We start from the raw sequence: 25,984 nt of genomic DNA, 5'->3' as shown, positions 1-25,984 counted from the left end.
AAGCCTAAGCTTGTGCGCAGACAAAATTGGTTTTCGTGACCATCAGCGCATTGGAACCTACTCGGGGAGTTCTTCATGACACAGCCACGCCGCGTCGCGATCATCGGTGGTAATCGCATTCCTTTTGCCCGTTCCAACGGGGCTTATGCCACCGCCAGTAACCAGGCACTGCTGACGGCCGCCCTCGAGGGCCTGATCGAGCGCTACAACCTGCATGGCCTGCACATCGGTGAGGTGGCCGCCGGCGCGGTGCTCAAGCATTCCCGGGAGATGAACCTGAGCCGGGAGTGCGTGCTCGGCTCGCGGCTGTCACCCACCACCCCCGCCTATGACGTGCAACAGGCCTGCGGCACCGGGCTGGAGACGGTGCTGCTGGTGGCCAACAAGATTGCCCTGGGCCAGATCGACAGCGCGATTGCTGGCGGCGTGGACACCACCTCGGATGCGCCCATCGCCGTCAATGAAGGGCTGCGCCGGATCCTGCTGCAAGCCAATCGCGCCAAGACCACCGCCGAGAAAATCAAAGTATTCCTGCAACTGCGCCCCCAGCACCTCGTCCCCGAACTGCCGCGTATCAACGAGCCGCGCACCGGCCTGAACATGGGCCAGCACTGCGAGCTGATGGCCCAGACCTGGCAGATTCCCCGGGAGGAACAGGATCAACTGGCCCTGGAAAGCCACCAGAAAATGGCAGCGTCCTACGCCGAAGGCTGGCAGAACGATCTGATGACGCCGTTTCTCGGCCTGACCCGGGACAACAACCTGCGCCCGGACCTGACCCTGGAAAAGCTCGCCTCGCTCAAACCGGCCTTCGAAAAGAGCGCCAAGGGCACGATGACCGCCGGCAACTCCACGCCGTTGACCGACGGCGCTTCGTTGGTGTTGCTGGGCAGCGAGGAATGGGCCAAGGCGCGAGGGTTGCCGATCCTGGCGTACCTGCGTGACGGCCAGACCGCCGCGGTGGATTTCGTCAATGGTGCCGAAGGACTGTTGATGGCGCCGGTCTATGCCGTGCCCCGGCTGCTGGCGCGCAACGGGCTGACGCTGCAGGACTTCGATTACTACGAGATCCACGAGGCATTCGCCGCCCAAGTGCTATGCACGCTCAAGGCCTGGGAGGATGCGGACTATTGCAAGACCCGCCTGGGCCTCGACGCGCCTTTGGGGGCCATAGATCGCAGTCGATTGAACGTGAAGGGCAGCTCCCTGGCCGCCGGTCACCCGTTTGCCGCCACTGGCGGGCGCATTGTTGCCAATCTTGCCAAGTTGCTCGATGCCGCAGGACGGGGCCGTGGACTGATCTCCATCTGCGCCGCCGCCGGCCAGGGGGTGACGGCGATTATCGAGCGTTGAGCAGCGTCTCGCTCTGCCGGTTGACCAACGCTCTTTGACGGCTGGCGTAACGCTCGGCCAGGATCGAGCAGACGATCAACTGCATCGGGTGGTAGATCATGATCGGCAGCAGGATCAGTCCCAGGCCTGGGTTGTTGCCGAAGATCAGCGCTGCCATCGGCACCCCGGCGGCCAGGGATTTCTTACTGGCGCAGAACACCGCGGCGATTTCATCGGCATTGTTGAAGCGCAGGGTTCGGGCGGTGCGGGTGGTCATCCAGAGGATGATTGCCAGCAGCACTGCACTGCCGGATACCGCGCTGAGCAGCACGCCGTTGCCTTGCTGTTGCCAGATCCCGGACACCATGGAATTGCAGAACGCTGCATAGACGAGCAGCAGGATCACCAGCTTGTCGATGATGCTGGTGTAGCGCTTGTAGCGGCCGAAAAAACCGGCCAGCCAGCGCCGCAGGAACTGCCCGAGTACCAGCGGCAGTAGCAACATCATGCACAGGTCGAGCAGGGTCGAACCCAGGTCGATACCGCCATCGCCGCGACCGACCACCAGACTGACCAGCAGCGGTGTCAGGAAAACCCCCAGCACGCTGGACAGGCTCGCGTTGAGAATCGCCGCCGGCACGTTACCCCCCGCACTGCCGGTGAGGGCCACCGAGGAAGAAATGGTCGAGGGCAGGGCGCACAGGTAAAAGAACCCCAGCATCAGCAGAGACGGCACATGACTGCCCAACAGCTTGTTGCTGGCGAGCCAGATCAAGGGGAAAACGCCGAAGGTAAACACCTGCACCATCAAGTGCAGCCGGGTGTTTTTCAGGCCGTGTCGGATCTGCTCGCCCGACAGGTTGACCCCGTGCAGGAAAAACACCACGAAGATGCCGATATTGACGACCCACTCGGCATGCATCGCGCCGCCGGTGGCGCCAAAGCCCGGAAAGAAATACGCCAGCAACGTGGCGAGCAACATGCCGCACAGGAACCAGTCGGTCACCATGCGCTTGAGGTGTCTGAAAATAGCCATAGGGCACCGCAGGTTGTCAGGGGAGATGAGTTAGCCTAACGTCGGTCCTGACAGTCGTCTTGCGACATAAGGCCAATCAATGCCGACTAACGGACAACAACAGCTCGAACGTCGCATTCCCGACCTGACGCAATTGCCCAGGCCGCTGTATGCCCGTGTCGAGAGCTTGAGCGCCGGTTCGTGGACCCAGGCCCATCGGCATGACTGGGTGCAGTTTTCCTACGCCATCAGCGGCGTTCTCGGCGTGCACACCGCCGCCGGCAGTTTCTTCGCGCCGCCGCAGTGGGGGATCTGGATCCCGGCCGACCTGGAGCATCAGGTCGTGACATCGATGCGAGCGGAGATGCGCAGCCTGTATATCCACCGCGACAGCTGCCCATGGGCCGATGATCGCTGCCGGGTGTTGGAAGTCACGCCGCTGGCCCGGGAGTTGATCAAGGTATTTTGTCAGTGGCCGGCCGATTATCCACAGGGCGATACGCAGGAGGCACGGCTGGTGCAGGTGCTGCTGGATCAGTTGGCGTTGTTGCCGGAAGTGGGCTTCTCCCTGCCGTTGCCACGCCATGACCGGCTGCTGGGGTTGTGTAACGAACTGATCGAACAACCTGAGCGCAACGTGACCCTGCACGTGTGGGCGGAACGTCTGGGCACCTCGGAGAAAACCCTGATGCGCCTGTTCCAGCGTGAAACCGGCCTGAGCTTTCGTGCCTGGCGCCAGCGCATGCGGCTGCTGTCGTCCCTGAGATTGCTGGAGGAGGGCGATAGCGTGACCGGTGCGGCGTTGTCGTGTGGGTACGATTCCACGTCTGCCTTCATTGCGGCGTTCAAGGGGATGTTCGGGGTTACGCCGGGGGAGTTGTTCAAGCCCTGAATCCGTTCACCGGATTTCAGTCCGGCGAAAATTTTGTCGCAAATGCAAAGGCATCCGAACGCCAACGGCGCTTCGACTGTCAGCTATGATTCGGCCTGGTCGATTATCGGCACAGTGTGTGCATCGAAGGTTCATAGGTCGGTAACCCCTCCCCGTGGAGGAAGGATTGCCGTATAACGGCTGTCATTCGCGTGTTTGGTCATAAAGGACCCAGAATAAAAGCTGATGAAGACTCCAAAACGCATTGAACCCCTGATCGAAGACGGTCTGGTCGACGAAGTGCTGCGCCCTCTCATGAGTGGTAAAGAAGCAGCTGTTTATGTGGTGCGCAGCGGCAATGAGCTGCGTTGCGCCAAGGTCTACAAGGAGGCGAACAAGCGAAGTTTTCGTCAGGCGGCCGAGTATCAGGAAGGCCGCAAGGTCCGCAACAGTCGCCAGGCCCGTGCCATGGCGAAAGGTTCGAAATTCGGGCGCAAGGAAGCCGAGGATGCCTGGCAGAACGCCGAAGTGGCGGCGCTGTTCCGCCTGGCCAATGCGGGTGTGCGAGTACCCAAGCCGTACGACTTCCTCGAAGGCGTGCTGCTGATGGAACTGGTGGCCGACGAATATGGCGATGCGGCACCGCGTCTGAACGATGTGGTGCTGGAACCGGATCAGGCCCGTGAATACCACGCGTTCCTGATCTCCCAGATCGTGCTGATGCTGTGTACCGGTCTGGTGCACGGAGACCTGTCGGAGTTCAACGTACTGCTCACGCCGACCGGTCCGGTGATCATCGATCTGCCACAGGCCGTGGATGCTGCGGGTAACAACCATGCCTTCAGCATGCTGGAGCGGGACGTCGGCAACATGGCCTCCTACTTCGGCCGTTTTGCACCGGAGCTCAAGCGCACCCGGTATGCGAAGGAGATGTGGGCGCTGTATGAGTCTGGCACCTTGCACCCGGGCAGCGTGTTGACCGGCGAGTTCGACGAGCCGGAAGAACTGGCGGATGTCGGCGGGATCATGCGCGAGATCGAAGCCGCTCGCCTCGACGAAGAACGTCGCCAGGCCGTACGCGCGGCGGACGACGCTCCCCCCGGCAAAACCGAAGAACCGCCTCCGCCCTGGATGCAATGACCCGAAACCCGGCCAAGGCCGGGTTTTTTGTGAGCGGATCTCGGTGAACACACCCTCGACGCTCGCCACCAATCCCTTGTGGGAGCGAGCCTGCTCGCGATAGCGGTGGGTCAGCTTGGATGGATGTTGACTGTGCCGCCGTCTTCGCGAGCAGGCTCGCTCACCCTGATCTCGGGTGAGCAGAACATCCGTGTTCACCGCCAATCCACTGTGGGGCTGGGTTTCAGGCATTGGCCGTTTCCTTGCAGCATCCCGACGCCAGTTCCTTGAGAATCGGGCAGTCCGGGCGGTGGTCGCCGTGGCAGTGTTCCACCAGGTCCTGCAGGGTGTCGCGCAGTTCGGCCAGTTCGCGGATTTTCTGGTTCAGTTCGTCGATGTGTTGCCGGGCCAGGGCCTTGACATCAGCGCTGGCCCGTTGCCGGTCCTGCCAGAGGGTCAGCAGCTTGCCGACCTCTTCCAGGGAAAAGCCCAGGTCCCGGGAGCGTTTGATAAAGGCCAGGGTGTGCAAGTCATCGGTGCCGTAGACCCGGTAGCCGCTGTCGGTGCGATGGGCCGCCCTGAGCAATCCGATGGACTCATAGTAGCGGATCATCTTCGCACTCAGGCCGCTCTGGCGCGCCGCTTGGCCGATGTTCATCGTTTGTCCTCCAGGTGCTCGGGGGTCCAGAATTTCAACAATAACGCATTGCTCACCACGCTGACGCTCGACAGCGCCATGGCCGCGCCGGCCAGCACCGGGTTGAGCAGGCCGAAGGCCGCCAATGGGATGCCGATCAGGTTATAGACGAACGCCCAGAACAGGTTCTGGCGGATCTTGGCGTAGGTCTTGCGGCTGATCTCCAATGCCGCCGGCACCAGTCGCGGGTCGCCGCGCATAAGGGTGATGCCGGCGGCGTGCATCGCCACGTCGGTGCCGCCGCCCATGGCAATGCCGATGTCTGCGGCGGCCAGGGCCGGGGCGTCGTTGATGCCGTCCCCGACCATTGCCACCACGGCGTTTTTCTTCAGCTCAAGGACAATGGCGGATTTGTCTGCGGGCAGCACTTCGGCATGCACGTTGACGATCCCCAGTGACTGGGATACCACCTGGGCGCTGCCACGGTTGTCGCCCGTGAGCAAATGGCTGGTGATGCGCCGCTCGTCCAAGGCTTGCACGGTCGCGAGCGCGCCAGGCTTGAGGGTGTCGCCGAAGGCAAACAGCCCCAGCACCCTTGATGTCGCGCCTTGTTCGATCAACCAGGACAAGGTCCGGCCTTCGGTTTCCCAGGCCTGAGCCGAGTCGGCCAGCGAGCCGGCGTTCAGGCCCGACTCGTCCAGCAGGCGCCGGTTGCCCAGGGCCAGCCGGCGCCCATCGAGGCTGCCGGCAATGCCGCGTCCGGGCAGGGCCTGGCTGTCGCTGACAGCCGGCACGCTCAGGCCACGCTCGGCGCAGGCGTCCAGCACGGCTTTGGCGAGGGGGTGTTCGCTGCCGCGTTGCAGGGCGCCGGCCAGTTGCAACAGGCTGGCTTCGTCACCGTCCAGGGCCTTTGAATGAGCAATGCGCGGAGTACCGGAGGTCAAGGTTCCGGTCTTGTCGAACACCACCGTATCGACTTCATGGGCACGCTCCAACGCCTCGGCGTCCTTGATCAGGATTCCGTGGCGCGCTGCCACGCCCGTGCCGGCCATGATCGCTGTGGGTGTCGCCAGGCCCAGGGCACAGGGACAGGCGATCACCAGCACGGCGACGGCGTTGATCAGCGCGGTCTCCAGTGGTGCGCCATAAAGCCACCAGCCGACCAGTGTCGCCAGGGCCAGCAGCAGGACCACCGGCACGAAGACCTGGCTGACTTTATCTACCAGCTTCTGGATCGGAGCCTTGGCCGCCTGGGCGTCTTCCACCAGGCGGATGATGCGCGCCAGGACCGTCTCGGTACCGAGAGCCTGGGTGCGCACCAGCAGGCGACCTTCGCCGTTGATGGCGCCACCGGTGACCTTGTCGCCGGGTTGTTTGGGCACCGGCAGGCTTTCGCCGTTGATCAGCGCTTCGTCGGCGTGGCTCTGGCCCTCCAACACTTCACCGTCCACCGGAAAGCGTTCGCCGGGCTTGACCAGTACCAGGTCATTTACGCGCAGGGCGCTGATGGCGACATCCCGCTCCTGGCCATCGATCACCTGGATCGCTCGCTCCGGCCGCAACGCTTCGAGGGCGCGAATGGCGCTGGCGGTCTGGCGCTTGGCGCGGCTTTCCAGGTATTTGCCCAGCAAGACCAGGGCAATCACCACCGCCGACGCTTCGAAATACAGGTGCGGCATGCTGCCGGGGCGGGCAATGGCCCATTCATACAGGCTCAAGCCGTAGCCGGCGCTGGTGCCCAGGGCCACCAGCAGGTCCATGTTACCGGCCCCGGCCCGCACGGCTTTAAAGGCCGCGACGTAGAAGCGCGCACCGAAGATGAATTGCACGGGCGTGGCGAGGGCGAACTGCGCCCAGGCCGGGAGCATCCAGTGCACACCCAGCGGCTGCAGCAGCATCGGCAGCACCAACGGCACAGACAACAGGATCGCCAACACCAGGATCAGGCGCTCACGATTCAGCTGACGGGGCTGAGTGTCATGGGGCTGCTGGGCTTGCCAGACACTGGCTTCGTAACCGGCGCGCTTCACTGCATCGATCAGGATTTGCGGATCGACCTGTCCGAGCAGTTCGAGGTGGGCCCGTTCGTTGGCAAGGTTGACGCTGACACCGCTAACGCCGGGGATTTTGCCCAGAGCACGTTCGACGCGTCCCACGCACGAGGCGCAGGTCATCCCCCCGATATTCAGTTCCAGGGTTTGGACAGGCACATGGTAGCCCGCTTGTTCAACGGCCTCTATCAAGGCCGGCAAGCTCTGCTCGGAGGCCTGGACCCGCGCCTGCTCAGTCGCCAGGTTCACACTGACGGCACGGGTTCCAGCGACTTTGTTCAAGGCCCGCTCGACCCGCCCGGCGCAGCTGGCGCAGGTCATGCCGGCAATCGGCAGGTCGAAAGTGGTGGATTCGGACATGGGTCAGGCTCCTGTAGTGAATGACTACAGGATCAACCTTGCCATGCTGGCAAGGTCAAGCGCCAATCCAAAAACCTCTTCCAGCCTTTGGGGGAGAGGTCAGTAACCGAGCCCGGCCTGCTTGAGGTACATCCCTTGTTCATTCATGGCGATACGGTACTTCAGGATGTCACCGGCCCTGATCGTAATCTCTTGGGAACCCGGTGCGAGCATACCCGGATTGCAACCCGGTGCCTGCCCAGGCAACAGCTTCAGGCGCAGGGAGAACCGGCCCGCGGGCAAGTTGAAGGAGGTGCTGTCTTCCTGGAAGAGCCGGGCGGTGAGCTGATCCTGGATGTAGATGCCGATCTCGCAGGACGTCGACACTTCCAGTCGTTCCCGGGAAATGATCAGCACACCGTAATCTTCGCCGGCGGCTGAGGCCTGGGGGGCCATCGCTGAAAAACCTAACATGCAAAACAGGCTGAACGCTGACCAGCGCATGGCCGAACCTCCGGTGTGGAATCCTTGATAGTGGCAGCTTGGCCGAGCGCGACGGCAATTGCCAGCCCGGCAGTTTTCATCAGAACTTGACCTTGCCACGATGGCAAGCTTGAAACTGCCGGCAACTTCCATCGCCAAGGAGTCACCCGATGCAAACTTTCAATGTCCAGGGCATGTCCTGCGGTCATTGCGTCAAGGCCATCACCCAGGCTGTACAGGCCAGGGATCCGGCGGCCGATGTGCAAATCGACCTGGGCGCCAGGACCGTCCAGGTCCAGAGTTCGTTGCCGGCCAACACCCTGATCGAGGTCATCCGGGAAGAAGGCTATGAGGTCAGCTTCGCCTGAATATTTTTTAATCGTTAGCGACCTATCGGAATGTTCAAGAGCGCCCGGCAGGGCTAGACTGTCGGGCTGCTGACTGATGCCTGACGGACGCCCGATGAACCTTCGTACCATTCTGATTCTTGGCGCCTTGAGCGCTTTCGGTCCTTTAGCGATCGACTTCTATCTGCCTGCGTTCCCGGCCATGGCAAGCGCCTTCGGCACGGATGAAAAACACATCCAACTGACCCTGGCCGCCTATTTCCTCGGCCTGTCCATCGGACAGTTGGCCTACGGGCCGGTGGCGGATCGCTTCGGGCGGCGGACTCCACTGCTGGTCGGGGTCGGTCTGTTCACCCTGGCCTCCCTGGCCTGCGCCTATGCGCCAAGCCTCGAATGGCTGATCGGCGCGCGCTTCGTCCAGGCCCTGGGTGGATGTGCCGGAATGGTGATTTCCCGGGCCGTGGTCAGCGACAAATGCGATGCGGTGGGGTCGGCCAAGGTGTTCTCGCAACTGATGCTGGTGATGGGCCTGGCGCCGATTCTCGCGCCGATGCTTGGCGGGTTGCTGGTGAACCTGCATGGCTGGCAATCGATTTTCATCGGCCTGACCCTGTTCAGCGCTGTGGCGGCGACGGCCGTGGCCCTGTGGCTGCCCGAGAGCCTGCCGGCCCATGTGCCTCGACAACCACTGTCGGGGGCGTTGCGCCAGTACGGCAGGCTGTTGACCGACTCGGTGTTCCTGGGGCATGCCTTGACGGGCGGGATCGCCATCGCCGGGATGTTCGCGTACATCGCCGGTTCGCCTTTCGTGTTCATCAAGCTTTATGGCGTACCGGCCGAACACTTCGGCTGGCTGTTCGGTACTAACGCGGCAGGCTTCATCCTGGTGGCGCAGGTCAATGCCCGGTTGCTATCCAAGCGTGGCCCGGCTTTCCTGCTGAGCCGTGCGGTGTGGGTCTACTTCACCGCGGGGTTGAGCCTGCTGGCCGTCAGCGCCTTGCACCCTGAGCATCTATGGCCATTGCTGATTCCATTGTTCATCTGTATCGCCAGCCTGGGGTGCATCCTTCCCAACGCTTCTGCCTGCGCCATGAATGGTCAGGGGGCCCGGGCCGGCAGTGCCTCGGCGATGCTGGGATCCCTGCAGTTTTCCGTGGCCGCCGGGGCCGCCGCGCTGGTAGCGGCCCTGCACGACGGCAGCGCGGTGCCCATGGCGATGGTCATCAGCCTGTGCGGGCTATTGGTGGTGAGCGCGGCCATGCTGACCCGCCGCCTGCAAAATGCCCAGGCGCTGGCACACGCCAGCCGCCAGGGCTGATTCAGCAGGCCGTGCGTTGTTGCCGTTCGGGGAAGTGATGCGGCGCGTGAATGCGCGCTTGCAGGGTGGTGGCGAAGGCCTTGGCTTCGGCCTCGGTGCGGAAGGTGACGGCGTGCTGGTCAAGACGCACTTGCCATTGGGATTTTGCCACTTCTTTTATCAGGATCTTCATTGCTGACCTCCTCACGTAAAAGATTGCGTTGCAAAGGCCTCGAGTGTAGACCGGAATGCAATCGCAATTGTGACAACGGTCAATTCTCGGACTGACGGTTCGATCTTTTTTGACGAGCAATCATTGTGGTTAGGAATTTATTTGTGGCGAGGGGATTTGAGGGCCAGTCTGGGCGATCAGAAACCTTCGAGCACGATCTTGCCCTTGGCTTTCCCGCTTTCCAGCAGCGCGTGGGCCCGGCGCAGGTTTTCGGCATTGATGGTGCCGAAGTGCTCGCCGACGGTGGTCTTCAAGGTGTCGGCGTCGATCAGCTCGGCAACACGGTTGAGCAGGTTGTGTTGTTCGATCATGTCGGCCGTCTCGAACAGCGAACGGGTGTACATGAACTCCCAATGCAAGGACAGGCTCTTGCGCTTGAGTTTGGTCACGTCCAGGGACTTGGGATCATCGATCAATGCCAGTTTGCCTTGGGGCGCCAGGGCCTCGACCAACTGCTCCAGGTGCTGGTCGGTCTGGGTCAGGCTGGCGACATGGGTAACCTGTGGCTGACCTGCTTCCTTCATGACCACGCTCAGTGGTTGGCTGTGATCGAGCACCAGATCGGCGCCCAGGCTTCGCACCCAATCCTGCGTCTGCGGACGGGAGGCGGTACCGATGACCTTCAGTGCGGTGAGCTGGCTGGCCAGTTGCGTCAGGATCGAGCCCACGCCTCCCGCTGCGCCGACAATCAACAGGCTTTGGTCCGAAGCGCCTTGGCCTTCCTGGATCTGCAGCCGCTCGAACAACAGTTCCCAGGCGGTAATGGCGGTCAGTGGCAGCGCCGCCGCTTCGGCGAAACCGAGGGTCCTGGGCATGTGGCCGACAATGCGTTCATCCACGACATGCAGTTCGCTGTTGCCGCCCGCGCGAGCAATGGAGCCGGCATAGAACACCTTGTCACCGGCCTTGAACAAGGAGACTTCGTTGCCCACGGCCTTGACCACCCCAGCCACGTCCCAACCCAACACCTTGGCGGCGCCTTCTTCGGGCTGGACGTTCTGACGGACCTTGGTGTCCACCGGATTCACCGAAATGGCTCTGACTTCGACCAGCAGATCCCGGGGGCCAGCGACCGGGTCGGGCAACACGATATCCTGCAGCGATTGCGGGTCGGTGATCGGCAACGAATGGTAGTAGGCGATGGCTTTCATGAAGCGGGCTCCGTGAGGTGAGTTCGATGGCACCCATGTTTAGCTATTTATCGACGCGATAAAACCGGCTAAAAGAACAGGCTCTTTCAAAATTTTTTTGATAATGGAGTCGCCATGCTTCGATTCGATGACCTGCAGCTGTTTGTCCGGGCGGCGGATCTGGGCAGTCTTTCTGCCGCTGCCAGGGTCATGGATCTGTCGGCCGCGGTGGCCAGCGCCGCGTTGAAACGCATCGAGCAGCACCTCGGTGCCCGTCTGCTGGCGCGCTCCACTCGTAGCCTGCGCCTGACTGCCGAAGGGGAAAGTTTTCTCGAATATGCCCGGGCGGCGTTGGGCAGCCTGGATGAGGGGCGACGGCTGTTGACCAGCGGCCAGGACCAAGTCAGCGGTGTCCTGCAGCTATCCGCGCCGTCGGACCTGGGACGCAATCTGCTGCTGCCCTGGCTGGATGACTTCCAGCGCGAACATCCCAGGCTCACGGTACGGCTGCTGTTGGGTGACCGTATTGCCGACCTGTTCAAGCAACCGGTGGATATCGCGTTGCGTTACGGGGAGCCGGAGGATTCCAGCCTGGTGGCCTTGCCTGTCGCGGCGGACAACCGGCGGGTGTTGTGTGCCGCGCCGGACTATCTGGCCCGTCATGGCGAACCCCACCAGCTCGAACAACTGGCACAACACAATTGCCTGTTGTACATGCTCGGTACCCGGGTTCATGACCGTTGGTGCTTTCACGACGGCAAGCGGGAAGTGAGCCTCACCGTCAGCGGCGACCGCTTCAGTGACGATGCCGATGTGGTGCGGCGCTGGGCAGTGGCCGGTGCGGGCGTTGCCTACAAATCATGGATGGACGTGTCGACCGATGTGCTGGCCGGGCGTCTGAAGATCCTTCTGCCGCACCTGCATTGCGAGCGCGCGCCGCTCAATCTGCTGTGCGCTCACCGGGCGCAGCTGAGCAAGCCCGTCAAGCTTTTGCGGGAGATGCTCCAGGCCCGGTGTGGTGAATTGACGGCGCAATTTCCGCTCTCGACGGCAATCGGCCAATAGTCGCGGGCAAATAGAGAATTTTCCCTCACGAACAATCGCCTCCAAAGGTTTCCGGAGGACAGGAAAGCTTGATCTGCACGCTTATACTAGCGGCCGCCTGAATCGGCGCGGCATCGCGCATCAAGAGCAGTAGACGAATGATTCAACAGGGAGTGAATACATGGAACATGCACCTTGCATCAGCCAGATCGCCACGCTGCTGGCCGACCCCAAGCGCAGCGCAATGATGTGGGCCTTGATGGACGGTACGGCCCGGCAGGCCGAAGAACTGGCCTTGTTGGCCGGGTTGTCGCCGTCCTCGGCCAGCGCCCATCTGGGACGCCTATCCGCCGGTGGCCTGTTGAAGGTGGAAGCCAGGGGACGCAAGCGGTTTTTCCGCCTGGCCGCGCCGGAGATCGGTGCGGCGGTCGAAGCCCTGGCCAGCGCGACCCTGGCCAGCGCGCCACGGCAGATTCCGGATGTCTTCAAGCGCGGCGTCATCTCGAACAAGGCGCCGTCGGCCCCCGCCTCGTTGTTGCGAGCCCGGCTCTGCGACGATCATCTTGGTGGCACTCTGGCGGCCGATTTGTACCAGCGCCTGCTGGACGCAGCATGGATCGAGCAATGCGAGCAGCGGGTGATCGTCACTCACAAGGGGGCGAGCCAGCTGGCCGGGCATGGCCTGTTCATCCAGGCCCTGGCCCATCGCAATGCCCGCATCGCCTGCGCCTGCCCGGACTGGAGCGAACGCCGGCCGCACCTGGGGGGCGCGCTGGGGGCTGCGTTGCTGCAACTGTTCATGCAATCCGGCTGGCTGAGCCTGCCCAATGACTCGCGAGCCTTGCAGGTGACCGTGCTCGGCCAGCAGGAAATCCATCGATTCGCCCGGCAGGATACGTTGGAAATGGCGCTCTAGGCCTGTCAACAGGTCGCATTCAGCAATAGCCACCCGCGAGGTTCGCGCACACTCGCCCGGGAATCTATCGGACTGGGGGATGCACCATGGACAATCACGGGTACAGCGCGGCGGAACGCCTGGAGCGACTGCCCATCAGTGGCTATCACCGAATCATCTTCATCATTATTGCCTTGGCGTTCTTCTTCGACTCCATGGACCTGGCGATGATGACGTTCCTGCTCGGCTCGATCAAAACCGAGTTTGGCCTGAGCACGGCCCAGGCAGGTTTGCTCGCCAGCTCCAGCTTTTTTGGCATGGTGGTGGGCGCTTCGCTGTCGGGCATGCTGGCGGATCGGTTCGGTCGCAAACCGGTGTTCCAATGGAGTATCGTACTGTGGGGCATCGCCAGTTATCTCTGCTCCACGGCCCAGGATGTCGAGACCCTGACGCTGTTTCGTGTCCTGCTGGGCATTGGCATGGGTATGGAGTTTCCGATTGCCCAGTCGATGCTCTCGGAACTGATCCCGGCCAAGCGCCGGGGCCGCTACATCGCCTTGATGGACGGCTTCTGGCCGCTGGGCTTCGTCGCGGCGGGGGTGCTGTCGTATTTCCTTCTGCCGGTAGTCGGCTGGCGCGATATCTTCCTGGTCCTGGCGGTGCCGGCGGTGTTTGTCCTGGCGATTCGTTTCTTTATTCCCGAGTCGCCCCGTTGGCTGGAACAGGCCGGGCGGGATGACGAGGCGGATGCCGTGCTGCGCCGAATCGAAGACAAGGTCCGGGCTTCGCTGGGCCGCCAGGACTTGCCGGAGCCGGTTCGCCTGCCGAGGCTGGCGAGTACGCCGGGTACTTTCTTCTCGGCGCTGGCGCAGATCTGGTCGCCGCTGTATCGCCAACGCACGATGATGATCTGGAGCGTCTGGTTCTTTGCCTTGCTCGGCTTCTACGGGCTGACGTCCTGGCTCAGCGCGTTGTTGCAGCAGTCGGGGTTCGCCGTGACCCAGTCGGTGTATTACACCGTGCTGATTTCCCTGGGCGGGATTCCCGGTTTCCTGATGGCTGCCTGGCTGGTGGAGCGCTGGGGGCGTAAACCGGTATGTGTCATCACCCTGTTGGGCGGCGGGGCGATGGCCTTTCTTTACGGGCAGAGTGCGGTATTCGGTGGCAATGTCGGGCTGCTGATCGGCAGCGGATTGCTGATGCAGTTTTTCCTGTTCGGCATGTGGGCGGTGCTCTATACCTACACACCGGAGCTGTATCCCACCTCGGCACGGGCAACGGGCTCGGGTTTCGCCTCGGCGATTGGTCGTATCGGTTCGCTGCTGGGGCCACTGGTGACCGGGCTGGTCTTTCCGATTACCGGGCAGGGCGGCGTGTTCGGCCTGGGCGCGCTGTGCTTCGTGGTGGCGGCGGCTGTGGTCTGGTTGTTCGGAATGGAGACGCGGGGCAAGACGCTGGAGGAGTTGAGCGAGGGGAGGGGACGGTAACCAATTGAGCATGGCCCCTTGTGGGAGCGGGCTTGCTCGCGAAAGCGGTGTGTCAGCCGATATTTATGCCACTGACGTTGGGCATTCGCGAGCAAGCCCGCTCCCACAGGAGAGCAGGGGTAGGGCTTAAGGCTTCACCAACCGCGCGTCCAGACTGTTCTGCGCCAGGCGTCTGGCCTGGTCCTGGGTCATGCCCAGATGGGTGTGCAGGGCGTGGAAGTTTTCGGTGACGTAGCCGCCGAAGTACGCCGGGTCATCGGAGTTCACTGTCACCTTCACGCCACGTTCGAGCATGTCGAGGATGTTGTGCTGCGACATGTCGTCGAACACGCACAGCTTGGTGTTGGACAACGGGCATACCGTCAACGGAATCTGCTCGTCGATGATCCGCTGCATCAACCGCTCGTCTTCGATGGCCCGGACACCGTGGTCGATGCGTTGGATCTTCAGCAGGTCCAGGGCTTCCCAGATGTATTCGGGTGGACCTTCTTCGCCCGCGTGGGCGACGGTCAGGAAACCTTCGTTGCGGGCCCGGTCGAACACCCGCTGGAACTTGCTGGGCGGATGGCCCATTTCCGAACTGTCCAGGCCGACTGCGACGAAGGCATCGCGGAACGGCAGCGCCTGGTCGAGGGTTTTCTCGGCCTGTTCTTCGCTCAGGTGGCGCAGGAAACTCAGGATCAGACCGCTGGTGATACCCAGTTGCTGTTCACCGTCCTTGAGGGCGGCGGCGATGCCGTTGAGGACCACTTCGAAGGGAATACCACGATCGGTGTGGGTCTGCGGGTCGAAGAACGGCTCGGTGTGGATCACGTTCTGCGCCTTGCAACGCAACAGGTAGGCCCAGGTCAGGTCGTAGAAGTCCTGGGAGGTGCGCAACACGTCGGCGCCCTGGTAATACAGGTCGAGGAATTCCTGCAGGTTGTTGAAGGCGTAGGCCTTGCGCAAGGTGTCGACGTCGCTCCAAGGCAGGGCGATCTTGTTGCGCTCGGCCAGGGCAAACAGTAGCTCGGGCTCCAGCGAACCCTCCAGGTGCAGGTGCAGTTCAGCCTTGGGCAGGGCGTTCAACCAGTCGTACATGCTCTGTTCTCATCAGTGAATCGATGGCGGGCATTCTACAGGGGCTTGCCGCAATGTCTGGAAAAAACCTGACCGGCCGATCCACTGTGAAGGCAGGACTCGCCCGCGAAGAGCCCTGCGCTGACCTGAAAGTGAGTGTCACTGCCGACGAAACGTTCACGGCCCCCTACAGTCTAGTAGGTCATACCTCGTGTACGGTGATAGGCCTGTGATGCTCACGTTGATCAAGCAAGAAAAGCTGCTGGTGCTGGCCCTGCTCGCCGCCGCCGTCGCCTACCCGCTGGAGCACTGGCTGTTGGGCAGCGGGCAGGCCGTGGCACTGGTTGGCGGTCTGATACTGATCGGCTTCATCGTCGCGGCCTCGATGCGTGTGGCCCACCACGCCGAGTTGCTGGCGGAAAAGGTTGGCGATCCTTACGGCACCATGATCCTGACCCTGTCGGCAGTGCTGGTGGAAGTGGTGATCCTGGCGATCATGATGAGCAACGAAGCGTCACCGACCCTGGTGCGCGATACGATCTATTCGGCGGTGATGCTCGACATCAATGGCATTCTCGGGCTTGCGGCGCTGATGGGCGGGCTCAAGCATGGCGAACAGGTCTACAACGATGACTCGGCGCGCAGCTACAGCGTGATGATCCTTACCGCCATGGGCGTGTCGATGGTGGTGCCGGAGTTCATTCCCCAGGAGAACTGGAAGCAATATTCGGCGTTCACCATTGGCGCAATGCTCGTGCTGTATACACTGTTCCTGCGCATGCAGGTGGGACCACACAGCTACTTCTTCAGCTATAGCTACCCGGAAAAACGCCGTCGCAAGGAGCCGGTGGAAAACGAGCCGCCGCCCATCAGCCTGGCGTTTTCCATTGGGGCGCTGGTGTTTGGGGTGGTGGTGATCGGTGCGTTGGCCGAGGTCATGTCCAAGGCTATCGACCTGGGACTGGAAGGATCGGGAGCGCCGCCGGTGGTCACGGCCATTCTGGTGGCGGCCATTTCCGCGGCTCCGGAGATTCTCACCGCCCTGCGCGCTGCCCTCGCCAACCGCATGCAGTCGGTGGTGAACATCGCGCTCGGGGCCTCGCTGTCGACAGTGATCCTGACGGTGCCGGTGATGGAAGCCATGGCGCTTTACACCGGCCAACCTTTCCAGATGGCCATGACCCCGGTGCAGACGGTGATGATCTTCATCACCCTGATTGTCAGCGCGATCAATCTCAACGACGGCGAAACCAATGCCATTGAAGGCATGACCCACTTCGTGCTGTTTGCGACGTTTATCATGTTGTCGCTGCTCGGCCTTTAGGTGCTGCGCAGAGCCAGATGTGGGAGCGGGCTTGCTCGCGAAAGCGGAGTGTCATTCACCTTTGATGTCGACTGAAACACTGTCTTCGCGAGCAAGCCCGCTCCCACATTAATTTTCTATGTGGTCAGTTTCCGGCGATCAGCTCCCGCGCCGCCTGGCTGTGATCGGCGATCAAGCCTTTCAAATCCAGGCCTTCGACCTGACCGTCGATCACCCGCCATTGCCCGCCGACCATCACCCGATCCGCTCGATCCGCGCCGCACAGCAGCAGCGCCGAGACCGGATCGTGACTGCCGCAGAAGCGCAGTTCGTCGAGCTTGAACAACGCCAGATCTGCCTGCTTGCCGACGGCCAGTTCGCCGATGTCGCTACGCCCAAGCAGCTTGGCCGACCCCCGGGTTGCCCAACCGAGTACCTGCTCCGGTGTGATCGCTTGCGCGCCATAACGCAGGCGTTGGATGTACAGCGCCTGGCGGGTTTCGAGGATCATGTTCGAGGCATCGTTGGAGGCCGAACCGTCCACGCCGAGACCGAGCGGAGCGCCGGCGGCGGTCAGTTCGAGGGTGGGGCAAATACCCGAGGCCAGGCGCATGTTGGAGCTTGGGCAGTGGCAGATACCGGTGCCGGCGGCGCCGAGCCGGGCGATCTCCTCGGGATTGAAGTGAATGCCGTGGGCCAGCCAGGTACGCGGACCGAGCCAGCCGACGCTGTCCAGGTAATCCACGGTGCGCAGGCCGAAGCGTTGCAGGCAGAAGTCTTCTTCGTCGAGGGTTTCGGCCAGGTGTGTGTGCAGGCGGACGTCCCGTTGATCCGCCAGGGCGGCGCTGGCTTGCATGATTTCGGGAGTGACCGAGAACGGCGAGCAGGGCGCCAGGGCAATCTGGATCCGCGCCCCATCGCCCCGTTCGTGGTAGCGGTCGATCAGCCGCTGACTGTCGTCGAGAATCACTTGGCCTTGTTGCACGGTCTGCTGCGGCGGCAGGCCGCCGTCGGCTTCGCCCAGGCTCATGGAACCTCGGGTCAACATCGCTCGCATGCCCAGTTCGCGCACACTTTGCACCTGCACATCGATGGCATTTTCCAGACCTTCGGGAAACAGGTAATGGTGATCGGCCGCCGTGGTGCAGCCCGACAAGAGCAATTCGGCCAAGGCCACCTTGGTCGCCAGGGCGAGTTTTTCCGGCGTCAACCGCGCCCACACCGGGTAGAGGGTTTTCAGCCATGGGAACAGCGGCTGGTTCACCACCGGTGCCCAGGCACGGGTCAGGGTCTGGTAGAAGTGGTGATGGGTGTTGATCAATCCCGGAAGCATCACATGCTCACGGGCATCGAAGACATGGTCACAGGGTTGGGTGGGGGATTGGCCGATACTCAGCAGTTCGACGATTACGCCGTCCTGCAGGACCAGGCCGCCACGGGCGTCGAGGCCGTTGGCAGTGAAAATGGCGAGGGGGTTCTTTAACCAGGTACGGGTCGCAGGCATGGTGGCCGGCTCCTCTGAAAGTGGGTTCAGGTTAGCCAGCTCAGTGATGCCCTGTCTGCTGATCCAGGGTCGCCGCAAGGGGCGAGGTGCGGAGTTTACTCAGGTCGCGGTGTACATATCCAGTGCCCAGCATCGACCAGCTGTGGGAGCGGGCTTGCTCGCGAAAGCGGAATGACATTCACCATCAATGTCGACTGAAACACCGCCTTCGCGAGCAAGCCCGCTCCCACAGGGAAGGTTCGGTTTTTACCAGGGAATCGTCTCGCCCTTGTAGTTGACGAAGTGATGCCCACCCCGGCCGGCAAAGGCGTTGACCTGATCGATCAGGCCACGGGTACTGGTTTCGACGTCGATGTCTGCCCCCTCACCGCCCATGTCTGTTTTCACCCAACCCGGGTGCAGCGACAGGACGGTCAATGCCTGATCGCCCAGTTGGCTGACGAAACTGTTGGTCATGGAGTTGAGGGCCGCTTTGCTTGCTTTGTACAGCGCCAGTTCCGGGGCGTCGGGCATGGTCACGCTGCCCAGCACCGAGCTCATGAACGCCAGCACGCCGCTGCCGTCGCGGATCTGCCCGACGAAACGCTGGGCCAGGTTGATCGGGGCCACCGCGTTGGTGAAGAACAACTGGCCGACCTCGGCCAGGGTCGCGCCGTTGGGACCCTGGTTATCGGGGCCTTTGACGCCGGCGTTGACGAACAGCAGGTCGAAGGTTTCGTCCTTGAGCTGTTGACTCAAGGCGATCACGGCTTGCTGGTCGTCCATGTCGAGTTTTTCGATCCGCACCGGGCCCAGCGCCTTCAACGCCTCTGCATTCTGTAGGTTGCGCACGGTGGCGATCACGTTCCAGCCATCGCTCAGCAATGTCTTCACCAGGCCAAGGCCCAAGCCCCGGGAGGCGCCGATGATCAATGCGTTTCTTGCCGAATTCATGGAAGGCATCCTTGAAAGAAATGGTCACGGATTTAATGGACAACGTTGTCCGAGCCGTTGTTTCAGCTCATGACGCAACGCGTCGAGTTCGGTCATGCGGGTTTCGATCAGGTTCAGTTTGTTTTGCAGCAGATGAGCCACGGCGAGGTCCGGGTCGGGGGCCTGCCGCACGGTGGCAACGCTGCTGCCAATCTCACCGAGGGTAAAGCCCAGGCGTTGGGCTGTCTTGATATAGAGCACCAGTTGCACCATGTCTTCGGGGTAGTCGCGATACCCATTGGCGCTGCGTCCCGCCGCAATCAACCCGAGCTGCTCGTAGAAGCGCAGCGTGTCGCGGCTGACGGCACAGGCTTGGGCCAGTTCACCGATTCGCATGGCAATCTCCAGAAAGCTTGACCTTGGAGCATACCCCAGGCTTTAGGCTTTTCGCTCCTTGATTATATGGAGCAATGCCTATGTGGACTTCACCGCAATATCGTCGCGTGGTGCTCGGTAGCGCCTGGTACGACCTGATCGTAACCGCAGCATTTGCCACGCCATGGACCTTTGCCGCCCTGCACGGCTGGTTGCTGGGCATGACCCAGATGCTCGACCTGCCTGGCGCGCTGCCGCCGTTTGCGCCTATGCACCTGTTGATGGCCAATCTGCTGGGCTCGATCGTTTGCGTATGGTCGGTGCTGCGGATTCGCGATCCGCGACCGCTGTACGGACGGTATGACGCGGCGGGGCGGTTCCTGTTTGCGTCCTGGATGTTTTACGCGCTGCTGCACGGCGCCAGCGCGCTGGTGTGGATTTTTCTGTTCCTCGAATTAGTGTGGGGTGTTGTCCAACTGTTACCCGTGCGTGGCGAGAACACGAGTTCAAATTGGAGGCATGATCACTCGTTAACGAATGGTTAAAAAGTGAACAAGCGCCTGGGAGCCATGTTCTTCTTGGGGTCGAGTGAGCCATGAACGGGTTATCCACAGCTTGCTCCACAATTATTGTGCGCAAACTGGAAACTTGGGCATAAGCACCGGGCGGCTTTTGTCTAAAGGTGATAACTCGCTGCAAGCGTTTGTTTTGCTAGTTTATTTCAGGCTTGGACAAAGATTTGGATAAAAAATGAGCAACCCTCGCAAACCCGCATGACAGAAGGGTTACAGGCGAATGTGCTCAGGTTATCCACAAGCAGGCGCACAGCAGATGTGGGCAAATCAAGCTGAACGCTCCAGTAGAATCCGTCCGCGGCTCAAATCGGCCAGTTTCTTTTGCAGCGTATCGATCTGGCCTTCCCCCACCGCCAATTGCAGTTCAACGCCGTTGGCGGTAAACCCTTCCGTATGGATCAGGCCGCCGCATTCGGCCACCCGCAGTTTTACCAGGGCCAGTTCCGCGAACCCGCAGGTGCAGTGCAGGGGCACACGGCTGATCAGTTCAAGCTTTTCGGCATTTTGCAGGCACTTGTTCGCACCACCGCCATAGGCACGGGCCAGTCCACCGGTACCCAACTGAATCCCACCATACCAGCGGATCACCAGCACCACGACCTGATCACAAGCCTGAGCTTCGATAGCCGCCAGGATCGGGCGCCCGGCGGTGCCCCCTGGTTCACCATCGTCGTTGCTGCGATATTGATCGCCCAGCTTCCAGGCCCAGCAATTGTGCGTGGCGTTCAGGTCGCTGTGTTGTTCGATAAAGGCTTGGGCATCGGCGGGGCTGGTAACGGGGGCTGCGAAGGTGATGAAGCGGCTTTTGCGAATTTCTTCGCGGTATTCGCAAAAGCCGACGAGAGTAAAGGGCATGAGCGTCTTAGAGGGTGGGTGTCAGGCCGCAGCCTTTGAGAATGATGCGGATAAGGTTGTCACCGGCGTCGGTCATGTCTTGCTTGCTCAGCTTGCTGCGGCCGGTCACGCGGCAGATCTGGGTGGCGAAATCGGCGTAGTGCTGGGTGCTGCCCCATAACAGGAAGATCAGATGCACCGGGTCGATCGGGTCCATCTTGCCGGCGTCGATCCACGCCTGGAACACCGCCGCGCGGCCGTTGAACCAGGCGCGGTAGTCCTGGTTGAAGTATTCGGTCAGGCACTCGCCGCCGCTGATCACTTCCATGGCGAAGATCCGTGACGCCTGGGGTTGGCGACGGGAAAACTCCATCTTTGCGCGAATATAGCGGGTCAACGCCTCGGCCGGGTCATCCTCGGCGGTGAGGGTATTGAAGGTGCTGTCCCACAGCTCGATGATGTTGCTCAGCACCGCCACGTATAGCCCGAGCTTGTTGGTGAAGTAATAGTGCAGGTTCGCCTTGGGCAGTCCGGCGTTCAGCGCGATGGTATTCATGCTGGTGCCTTTGAATCCGTGCCGGGCGAATTCATCTTCGGCAGCCTTGAGGATGGTCTCTTCGTTCTTCTGACGAATGCGGCCGGTGGTCTTGCCACCGTGGGCTGGGACTTCAAAGGTCATGGGCGTTTCCGGGCTGGGTCTGTGGGCAAGCAAATGCGTTGATAGCGCACCGGCACCGATCCGACAAGTATTGTTGCCACAAAAGGCGAACGTGTCAGCGGGTTGCCGCCAGGCTCTCGAGAAAACTCTCCAGCACCAGATGAGGACGGCGGCCCTTGCGTGTTACCGAGGCCAGGCTCAGGTCATAGAATCGCGTCGAGGGTTTCAAGGCTCGTAACCGGCCTTGCTGGACCCAGACGTTGGCGTAGTGATCCGGCAGGTAACCGATATAGCGACCGGTGAGAATCAGGAACGCCATGCCTTCGCGGTCCGATGCGCTGGCGGTGCAATTGAGCGCTTGGTAGTGGGCCTGGATGTCGGCCGGCAGGCGAAAGGTGGGGGCAATGGCATCCTGGCTGTTGAGGCGGGCTTCATCGAGCTGCAGGTCGTCCACATAAAACAGTGGATGCCCGACTGCGCAATACAACAATGAACGTTCGCTGTAGAGCGGCTGGTATTCCAGCCCGGAAAGGGCGCTGGCCTGAGGGACCACACCGACGTGCAGGCGCCCGTCGAGAACCCCTTGCTCGACTTCGTTGGGGGCGATCATGCGAATCTGGATTTGCACATCGGGCCCGCGCTCCTTCAATTGGGCCAGGGCATGAGTGATGCGCATGTGGGGAAGGGTAACGAGGTTGTCGGTCAGGCCGATGTTCAGTTCGCCGCGCAAGTGTTGATGCAGTCCGTTGACCTCGGTGCGAAAGCTTTCCAGGGCGCTTAGTAGTTGCAGGGCCGACTGATAGACCTCGCGACCTTCTTCGGTCAGCGAGAATCCCGCACGCCCACGCTGACACAGACGCAGGCCCAGGCGCTGTTCAAGATCGCTCATCTGTTGGCTGATGGCCGAACGGCCGATACCCAGCACCGTTTCCGCCGCGGAAAATCCCCCGCATTCCACTACGCTACGGAAGATGCGCAGCAGACGAATATCAAAGTCGCTGACCTGCGCCAGCGGATCGGGGCGGCGAACGCTCATAGTTTAGTAATCTACTTTCTGAAGGTTAGAAAAGTTGGATTTCACCGACTTTATCGTCGTGGCAACTTAGTCGCAACCAGGCTTTTGCCCCGATACCGTTCAAATCTTGCGAGGTTTTGTCGATGAACATGCCCGAACACGCGACCAGTTCTCTGGCCAGTCAGCTCAAACTCGATGCCCACTGGATGCCTTACACCGCCAACCGTAATTTTCAGCGCGACCCGCGGCTGATCGTCGGTGCCGAGGGCAGCTGGCTGATCGATGAACACGGGCGCAAGGTCTATGACTCGCTGTCGGGTCTTTGGACCTGCGGCGCTGGGCACACCCGCAAGGAAATCCAGGAGGCGGTCGCCAAACAATTGGGTACCCTCGATTACTCTCCAGGATTCCAATATGGTCATCCGCTGTCGTTCCAACTGGCGGAAAAAATCACCAGCCTGACGCCGGGCAGTCTCAATCATGTGTTCTTTACTGACTCCGGTTCCGAGTGCGCCGATACGGCGGTGAAGATGGTTCGCGCCTACTGGCGTCTCAAGGGCCAGGCCACCAAGACCAAAATGATCGGCCGTGCCCGCGGCTACCACGGCGTGAACATCGCGGGTACCAGCCTGGGCGGTGTCAGTGGCAACCGCAAACTGTTCGGCCAGGCGATGGCGGACGTCGATCACCTGCCCCACACCTTGTTGGCGAGCAATGCCTATTCTCGTGGTATGCCGAAAGAGGGCGGCATTGCCCTGGCCGATGAGCTGCTGAAGCTGATCGAGCTGCACGACGCTTCCAATATCGCGGCCGTCTTCGTCGAGCCGTTGGCCGGCTCAGCCGGTGTGCTGGTTCCGCCGGAGGGCTACCTCAAGCGCCTGCGGCAGATCTGCGACCAGCACAATATCCTGCTGGTCTTCGATGAAGTAATCACCGGTTTCGGTCGCACCGGTTCGATGTTTGGTGCAGAGAGTTTCGGTGTGACGCCTGATCTGATGTGCATCGCCAAGCAAGTCACCAACGGTGCGATTCCCATGGGGGCGGTCATTGCCAGCAGTGAGATCTACCAGACCTTCATGAGCCAGCCGACGCCTGAGTACGCGGTGGAGTTTCCCCACGGCTACACCTATTCGGCGCACCCGGTGGCGTGTGCGGCGGGCCTGGCGGCGTTGGATCTGCTGCAGAAGGAAAACCTGGTGCAGAGCGTGGCCGAAATCGCGCCACATTTCGAGAACGCCTTGCATGGGATCAAAGGTGCGAAGAATGTGATCGACATCCGCAACTTCGGCCTGGCCGGCGCCATCCAGATCGCTCCGCGGGACGGCGATGCGATCGTGCGTCCGTTCGAGGCCGGCATGGCGTTGTGGAAGGCCGGATTCTATGTGCGCTTCGGTGGCGACACCTTGCAGTTCGGGCCAACCTTCAACAGCAAGCCACAGGATCTGGATCGCCTGTTCGACGCGGTCGGTGAAGTGCTGAACAAGCTCGACTGACGTCTTCTCTATCAACTTCAATGACAGGCGTCCGGTCGCGGGCGTCTGTGGATAAAAAAATTCTGGAGTCCCCATGAGCCTCATCCCGCATCTGATCAATGGCGAGCTGATAAGCGACAACACGCGTACAGCGGACGTTTTCAATCCATCCACTGGCCAGGCTATCCACAAGGTGTCGCTGGCCGATCGCGCGACCGTTCAACAAGCCATTGATGCCGCCACCGCAGCATTCCCGGCCTGGCGCAAGACACCGGCGGCCAAGCGCGCCCAGGTAATGTTTCGTTTCAAGCAATTGCTGGAACAGAACGAGTCGCGTATCGCGCAAATGATCAGCGAAGAACACGGCAAGACCCTGGAAGATGCCGCCGGAGAGCTCAAGCGGGGTATCGAGAACGTCGAGTTCGCCTGTGCGGCTCCAGAAGTCCTGAAGGGCGAATACAGCCGCAACGTAGGGCCGAACATCGATGCCTGGTCGGATTTTCAGCCGTTGGGCGTCGTGGCGGGTATCACCCCGTTCAACTTCCCGGCGATGGTTCCACTGTGGATGTATCCGCTGGCGATCGTTTGCGGTAACTGCTTCATTCTCAAGCCATCCGAGCGTGACCCGAGCTCGACACTGCTGATTGCACAATTGCTGCTGGAAGCCGGATTGCCTGAGGGCGTACTGAGTGTCGTACATGGCGACAAGGTTGCCGTGGATGCGCTGATCGAGGCGCCGGAAGTGAAGGCGTTGAGTTTTGTCGGCTCGACGCCGATTGCCGAATACATCTACGCCGAGGGGACTCGTCGCGGCAAACGCGTCCAGGCATTGGGCGGGGCGAAGAACCATGCGGTGCTGATGCCGGATGCCGACCTGGACAACGCAGTCAATGCGTTGATGGGGGCGGCCTATGGTTCGTGCGGCGAACGTTGTATGGCGATTTCGGTGGCTGTCTGTGTGGGCGACCAGGTGGCGGATGCGCTGGTGGCCAAGCTGGTGCCGCAGATCCAGGCGCTGAAAATCGGTGCCGGTACTTCCTGTGGCCTGGACATGGGGCCGTTGGTAACCGGCCAGCATCGCGACAAGGTCAGCGGCTATATAGAGGACGGCGTTTCGGCCGGTGCTTCGCTGGTAGTCGACGGCCGCGGCCTGAGCGTGACAGGCCACGAAGACGGCTTCTTCCTGGGTGGTTGCCTGTTCGATCGCGTAACGCCAGAGATGCGCATCTATAAAGAAGAAATCTTTGGTCCGGTGCTGTGCATTGTCCGGGTCAACAGCCTGGAAGAGGCCATGCAGCTGATCAACGATCACGAATATGGCAACGGCACCTGCATCTTCACCCGCGATGGCGAAGCGGCGCGCTTGTTCTGCGATGAGATTGAAGTGGGGATGGTGGGCGTCAACGTACCGCTGCCTGTGCCTGTGGCGTATCACAGCTTCGGCGGTTGGAAGCGTTCGTTGTTTGGCGACCTGCATGCCTATGGTCCGGATGGCGTGCGTTTCTATACCCGTCGCAAGGCCATTACCCAACGCTGGCCACAACGCGCCAGCCATGAAGCTTCGCAGTTCGCGTTTCCCAGTCTGTAATGGATAAACAAGAAGGCCGGCGCTCAAGCGTCGGCCTTCTTGTTTATGGGTTTTTTGACCGATATGACAGAAACATGAAAATAGGTGTTGACGGCAGATTCTGAGTCTCTATAATTCGCCCCACTTCCGGCGCAGTCGAAACGGAAAACTCCTTGAGTTTCAATGAGTTAGATGTTTTCTGGCAGCGCAGGTCTTCAGTTCATCGAAGTCCGGAAGAAGTCGGCAGGGCAGGTGGTTTGGCTCGGTTTGACGGTTCGATCTTCTCGGTCGAAAGCGGTAAAAAAGAGGTGTTGACAGCAGCGACTAACGCTGTAAAATTCGCCTCCCGCTAACGAGAGATCGAAAGCGCAAGTGGTTGAAGTTGTTGAGGTTTCCGAAGCGAAACTTTGAAAATTTCTGAAAATAACCGC

At 61.3% G+C, this 25,984-nt stretch carries 25 protein-coding genes and 1 pseudogene; 12 read left to right on the top strand and 14 right to left on the bottom strand.

All coding sequences use genetic code 11. From position 1 onward, the window contains the following. Positions 1–75: 75 nt before the first annotated feature. On the top strand, positions 76–1,353 hold the full coding sequence (locus FBX99_RS04695) for an acetyl-CoA C-acetyltransferase (RefSeq protein WP_144930788.1): 1,278 nt from the start codon (positions 76–78) through the stop codon (positions 1,351–1,353). Here FBX99_RS04695 and FBX99_RS04690 read toward each other — a convergent pair. Continuing rightward, on the bottom strand, positions 1,340–2,368 hold the full coding sequence (locus FBX99_RS04690) for a bile acid:sodium symporter family protein (protein ID WP_144930790.1): 1,029 nt from the start codon (positions 2,366–2,368) through the stop codon (positions 1,340–1,342). The genes FBX99_RS04695 and FBX99_RS04690 overlap by 14 nt on opposite strands. A gap of 79 nt (positions 2,369–2,447) precedes the next feature. Here FBX99_RS04690 and FBX99_RS04685 point away from each other — a divergent pair, with 79 nt between their 5' ends. Then, a complete protein-coding gene (locus FBX99_RS04685; RefSeq protein WP_144930792.1) occupies positions 2,448–3,239 on the top strand; it encodes a helix-turn-helix domain-containing protein in 792 nt (263 codons plus the stop codon). A 225-nt stretch (positions 3,240–3,464) separates the two neighbouring features. Next, positions 3,465–4,358: a PA4780 family RIO1-like protein kinase gene (locus tag FBX99_RS04680; protein ID WP_047702207.1), complete on the top strand. Its 894-nt coding sequence runs from the start codon at positions 3,465–3,467 to the stop codon at positions 4,356–4,358. A gap of 223 nt (positions 4,359–4,581) precedes the next feature. Here FBX99_RS04680 and cueR read toward each other — a convergent pair whose 3' ends face one another. From cueR to FBX99_RS04665, 3 genes are all read right to left on the bottom strand, one after another. Further along, positions 4,582–4,995 (bottom strand): Cu(I)-responsive transcriptional regulator, encoded by a 414-nt coding sequence (gene cueR, locus FBX99_RS04675; RefSeq protein ID WP_144930794.1) that lies wholly within the window; start codon positions 4,993–4,995, stop codon positions 4,582–4,584. Beyond that, entirely contained in the window at positions 4,992–7,385 is a 2,394-nt protein-coding gene (locus FBX99_RS04670) for a heavy metal translocating P-type ATPase (protein WP_145130782.1), read from the bottom strand. Before FBX99_RS04670 ends, cueR begins: the two co-directional genes overlap by 4 nt. A 99-nt stretch (positions 7,386–7,484) precedes the next feature. Next, positions 7,485–7,868 carry a hypothetical protein gene (locus FBX99_RS04665; protein ID WP_144930798.1) on the bottom strand — a complete coding sequence of 128 codons (384 nt, stop codon included), beginning with the start codon at positions 7,866–7,868 and terminating at the stop codon, positions 7,485–7,487. Positions 7,869–8,017: 149 nt separating this feature from the next. Between FBX99_RS04665 and FBX99_RS04660 the strand changes: the two genes are divergently transcribed. Together FBX99_RS04660 and FBX99_RS04655 are read left to right on the top strand one after the other, a co-directional pair. After that, the gene (locus FBX99_RS04660) at positions 8,018–8,215 is read left to right on the top strand and encodes a heavy-metal-associated domain-containing protein (RefSeq protein WP_144930800.1); all 198 of its coding nucleotides are present in this window, start codon (positions 8,018–8,020) and stop codon (positions 8,213–8,215) included. A 94-nt stretch (positions 8,216–8,309) separates the two neighbouring features. Continuing rightward, a complete protein-coding gene (locus FBX99_RS04655) occupies positions 8,310–9,512 on the top strand; it encodes a multidrug effflux MFS transporter (RefSeq protein WP_144930802.1) in 1,203 nt (400 codons plus the stop codon). Position 9,513: 1 nt separating this feature from the next. Here the strand turns inward: FBX99_RS04655 and FBX99_RS28845 are convergent, their stop codons facing one another. After that, entirely contained in the window at positions 9,514–9,684 is a 171-nt protein-coding gene (locus tag FBX99_RS28845; protein WP_162843622.1) for a hypothetical protein, read from the bottom strand. A 176-nt stretch (positions 9,685–9,860) separates the two neighbouring features. Next, a complete protein-coding gene (locus FBX99_RS04650) occupies positions 9,861–10,874 on the bottom strand; it encodes a zinc-binding alcohol dehydrogenase family protein (RefSeq protein WP_144930804.1) in 1,014 nt (337 codons plus the stop codon). Positions 10,875–10,988: 114 nt separating this feature from the next. Here FBX99_RS04650 and FBX99_RS04645 point away from each other — a divergent pair, with 114 nt between their 5' ends. From FBX99_RS04645 to FBX99_RS04635, 3 genes are all read left to right on the top strand, one after another. Next, positions 10,989–11,918: a LysR family transcriptional regulator gene (locus FBX99_RS04645; protein ID WP_144930806.1), complete on the top strand. Its 930-nt coding sequence runs from the start codon at positions 10,989–10,991 to the stop codon at positions 11,916–11,918. 160 nt (positions 11,919–12,078) lie between these two features. Next, positions 12,079–12,813, top strand: a complete 735-nt coding sequence (locus FBX99_RS04640) for a helix-turn-helix transcriptional regulator (protein WP_144930808.1) — start codon at positions 12,079–12,081, stop codon at positions 12,811–12,813. An 86-nt stretch (positions 12,814–12,899) separates the two neighbouring features. Then, on the top strand, positions 12,900–14,279 hold the full coding sequence (locus tag FBX99_RS04635) for an MFS transporter (RefSeq protein ID WP_144930810.1): 1,380 nt from the start codon (positions 12,900–12,902) through the stop codon (positions 14,277–14,279). Positions 14,280–14,405: 126 nt separating this feature from the next. Here the strand turns inward: FBX99_RS04635 and FBX99_RS04630 are convergent, their stop codons facing one another. Then, the gene (locus tag FBX99_RS04630; RefSeq protein WP_144930812.1) at positions 14,406–15,359 is read right to left on the bottom strand and encodes an adenosine deaminase; all 954 of its coding nucleotides are present in this window, start codon (positions 15,357–15,359) and stop codon (positions 14,406–14,408) included. A 211-nt stretch (positions 15,360–15,570) separates the two neighbouring features. On the opposite strand from FBX99_RS04630, the gene FBX99_RS04625 reads away from it, so the two are divergent. Further along, a complete protein-coding gene (locus FBX99_RS04625; RefSeq protein WP_144930814.1) occupies positions 15,571–16,662 on the top strand; it encodes a calcium:proton antiporter in 1,092 nt (363 codons plus the stop codon). A gap of 124 nt (positions 16,663–16,786) precedes the next feature. On the opposite strand, the gene FBX99_RS04620 is transcribed toward FBX99_RS04625, so the two are convergent. From FBX99_RS04620 to FBX99_RS04610, 3 genes are all read right to left on the bottom strand, one after another. Beyond that, positions 16,787–18,145, bottom strand: coding sequence for an 8-oxoguanine deaminase (locus FBX99_RS04620; RefSeq protein ID WP_144930815.1), 1,359 nt, complete (start codon positions 18,143–18,145; stop codon positions 16,787–16,789). A 246-nt stretch (positions 18,146–18,391) separates the two neighbouring features. Next, on the bottom strand, positions 18,392–19,078 hold the full coding sequence (locus FBX99_RS04615; protein ID WP_144930817.1) for an SDR family oxidoreductase: 687 nt from the start codon (positions 19,076–19,078) through the stop codon (positions 18,392–18,394). Positions 19,079–19,102: 24 nt separating this feature from the next. Continuing rightward, entirely contained in the window at positions 19,103–19,453 is a 351-nt protein-coding gene (locus FBX99_RS04610) for a MerR family transcriptional regulator (protein ID WP_055128415.1), read from the bottom strand. An 80-nt stretch (positions 19,454–19,533) separates the two neighbouring features. Between FBX99_RS04610 and FBX99_RS04605 the strand changes: the two genes are divergently transcribed. After that, positions 19,534–19,977, top strand: a complete 444-nt coding sequence (locus FBX99_RS04605) for a hypothetical protein (protein ID WP_144930819.1) — start codon at positions 19,534–19,536, stop codon at positions 19,975–19,977. A 297-nt stretch (positions 19,978–20,274) separates the two neighbouring features. Here the strand turns inward: FBX99_RS04605 and FBX99_RS04600 are convergent, their stop codons facing one another. The 3 genes from FBX99_RS04600 to FBX99_RS04590 form a co-directional block, all read right to left on the bottom strand. Continuing rightward, positions 20,275–20,862 carry a YigZ family protein gene (locus tag FBX99_RS04600; RefSeq protein WP_144930821.1) on the bottom strand — a complete coding sequence of 196 codons (588 nt, stop codon included), beginning with the start codon at positions 20,860–20,862 and terminating at the stop codon, positions 20,275–20,277. A 7-nt stretch (positions 20,863–20,869) separates the two neighbouring features. Next, a complete protein-coding gene (locus tag FBX99_RS04595; protein ID WP_144930823.1) occupies positions 20,870–21,520 on the bottom strand; it encodes a TetR/AcrR family transcriptional regulator in 651 nt (216 codons plus the stop codon). A gap of 94 nt (positions 21,521–21,614) precedes the next feature. Continuing rightward, complete coding sequence (locus FBX99_RS04590; protein ID WP_144930825.1) at positions 21,615–22,535, bottom strand: LysR family transcriptional regulator; 921 nt, start codon at positions 22,533–22,535, stop codon at positions 21,615–21,617. Between the two features lie 122 nt (positions 22,536–22,657). Here FBX99_RS04590 and FBX99_RS04585 point away from each other — a divergent pair, with 122 nt between their 5' ends. Beyond that, on the top strand, positions 22,658–24,007 hold the full coding sequence (locus FBX99_RS04585) for an aspartate aminotransferase family protein (protein ID WP_144930827.1): 1,350 nt from the start codon (positions 22,658–22,660) through the stop codon (positions 24,005–24,007). Between the two features lie 73 nt (positions 24,008–24,080). After that, on the top strand, positions 24,081–25,574 hold the full coding sequence (locus tag FBX99_RS04580; protein WP_144930829.1) for a CoA-acylating methylmalonate-semialdehyde dehydrogenase: 1,494 nt from the start codon (positions 24,081–24,083) through the stop codon (positions 25,572–25,574). Positions 25,575–25,768: 194 nt separating this feature from the next. Here the strand turns inward: FBX99_RS04580 and FBX99_RS29015 are convergent. Further along, positions 25,769–25,984 (bottom strand): annotated as a pseudogene (locus tag FBX99_RS29015) (hypothetical protein); the annotation flags it as partial.

This window comes from Pseudomonas sp. SJZ074 (genome assembly GCF_007828215.1).
In the GTDB taxonomy this organism is placed as follows: Bacteria; Pseudomonadota; Gammaproteobacteria; order Pseudomonadales; family Pseudomonadaceae; genus Aquipseudomonas.
The sequence above is the reverse complement of the archived record's forward strand: the minus strand, read 5'-3'. Positions and strand labels throughout refer to the sequence as shown.

Coding starts and splice junctions, on each gene's coding strand:
- FBX99_RS04695 (WP_144930788.1), top strand. CDS start 76: ATGACACAGCCACGCCGCGTCGCGATCATCGGTGGTAATCGCATTCCT.
- FBX99_RS04690 (WP_144930790.1), bottom strand. CDS start 2,368: ATGGCTATTTTCAGACACCTCAAGCGCATGGTGACCGACTGGTTCCTG.
- FBX99_RS04685 (WP_144930792.1), top strand. CDS start 2,448: ATGCCGACTAACGGACAACAACAGCTCGAACGTCGCATTCCCGACCTG.
- FBX99_RS04680 (WP_047702207.1), top strand. CDS start 3,465: ATGAAGACTCCAAAACGCATTGAACCCCTGATCGAAGACGGTCTGGTC.
- cueR (WP_144930794.1), bottom strand. CDS start 4,995: ATGAACATCGGCCAAGCGGCGCGCCAGAGCGGCCTGAGTGCGAAGATG.
- FBX99_RS04670 (WP_145130782.1), bottom strand. CDS start 7,385: ATGTCCGAATCCACCACTTTCGACCTGCCGATTGCCGGCATGACCTGC.
- FBX99_RS04665 (WP_144930798.1), bottom strand. CDS start 7,868: ATGCGCTGGTCAGCGTTCAGCCTGTTTTGCATGTTAGGTTTTTCAGCG.
- FBX99_RS04660 (WP_144930800.1), top strand. CDS start 8,018: ATGCAAACTTTCAATGTCCAGGGCATGTCCTGCGGTCATTGCGTCAAG.
- FBX99_RS04655 (WP_144930802.1), top strand. CDS start 8,310: ATGAACCTTCGTACCATTCTGATTCTTGGCGCCTTGAGCGCTTTCGGT.
- FBX99_RS28845 (WP_162843622.1), bottom strand. CDS start 9,684: ATGAAGATCCTGATAAAAGAAGTGGCAAAATCCCAATGGCAAGTGCGT.
- FBX99_RS04650 (WP_144930804.1), bottom strand. CDS start 10,874: ATGAAAGCCATCGCCTACTACCATTCGTTGCCGATCACCGACCCGCAA.
- FBX99_RS04645 (WP_144930806.1), top strand. CDS start 10,989: ATGCTTCGATTCGATGACCTGCAGCTGTTTGTCCGGGCGGCGGATCTG.
- FBX99_RS04640 (WP_144930808.1), top strand. CDS start 12,079: ATGGAACATGCACCTTGCATCAGCCAGATCGCCACGCTGCTGGCCGAC.
- FBX99_RS04635 (WP_144930810.1), top strand. CDS start 12,900: ATGGACAATCACGGGTACAGCGCGGCGGAACGCCTGGAGCGACTGCCC.
- FBX99_RS04630 (WP_144930812.1), bottom strand. CDS start 15,359: ATGTACGACTGGTTGAACGCCCTGCCCAAGGCTGAACTGCACCTGCAC.
- FBX99_RS04625 (WP_144930814.1), top strand. CDS start 15,571: ATGCTCACGTTGATCAAGCAAGAAAAGCTGCTGGTGCTGGCCCTGCTC.
- FBX99_RS04620 (WP_144930815.1), bottom strand. CDS start 18,145: ATGCCTGCGACCCGTACCTGGTTAAAGAACCCCCTCGCCATTTTCACT.
- FBX99_RS04615 (WP_144930817.1), bottom strand. CDS start 19,078: ATGAATTCGGCAAGAAACGCATTGATCATCGGCGCCTCCCGGGGCTTG.
- FBX99_RS04610 (WP_055128415.1), bottom strand. CDS start 19,453: ATGCGAATCGGTGAACTGGCCCAAGCCTGTGCCGTCAGCCGCGACACG.
- FBX99_RS04605 (WP_144930819.1), top strand. CDS start 19,534: ATGTGGACTTCACCGCAATATCGTCGCGTGGTGCTCGGTAGCGCCTGG.
- FBX99_RS04600 (WP_144930821.1), bottom strand. CDS start 20,862: ATGCCCTTTACTCTCGTCGGCTTTTGCGAATACCGCGAAGAAATTCGC.
- FBX99_RS04595 (WP_144930823.1), bottom strand. CDS start 21,520: ATGACCTTTGAAGTCCCAGCCCACGGTGGCAAGACCACCGGCCGCATT.
- FBX99_RS04590 (WP_144930825.1), bottom strand. CDS start 22,535: ATGAGCGTTCGCCGCCCCGATCCGCTGGCGCAGGTCAGCGACTTTGAT.
- FBX99_RS04585 (WP_144930827.1), top strand. CDS start 22,658: ATGAACATGCCCGAACACGCGACCAGTTCTCTGGCCAGTCAGCTCAAA.
- FBX99_RS04580 (WP_144930829.1), top strand. CDS start 24,081: ATGAGCCTCATCCCGCATCTGATCAATGGCGAGCTGATAAGCGACAAC.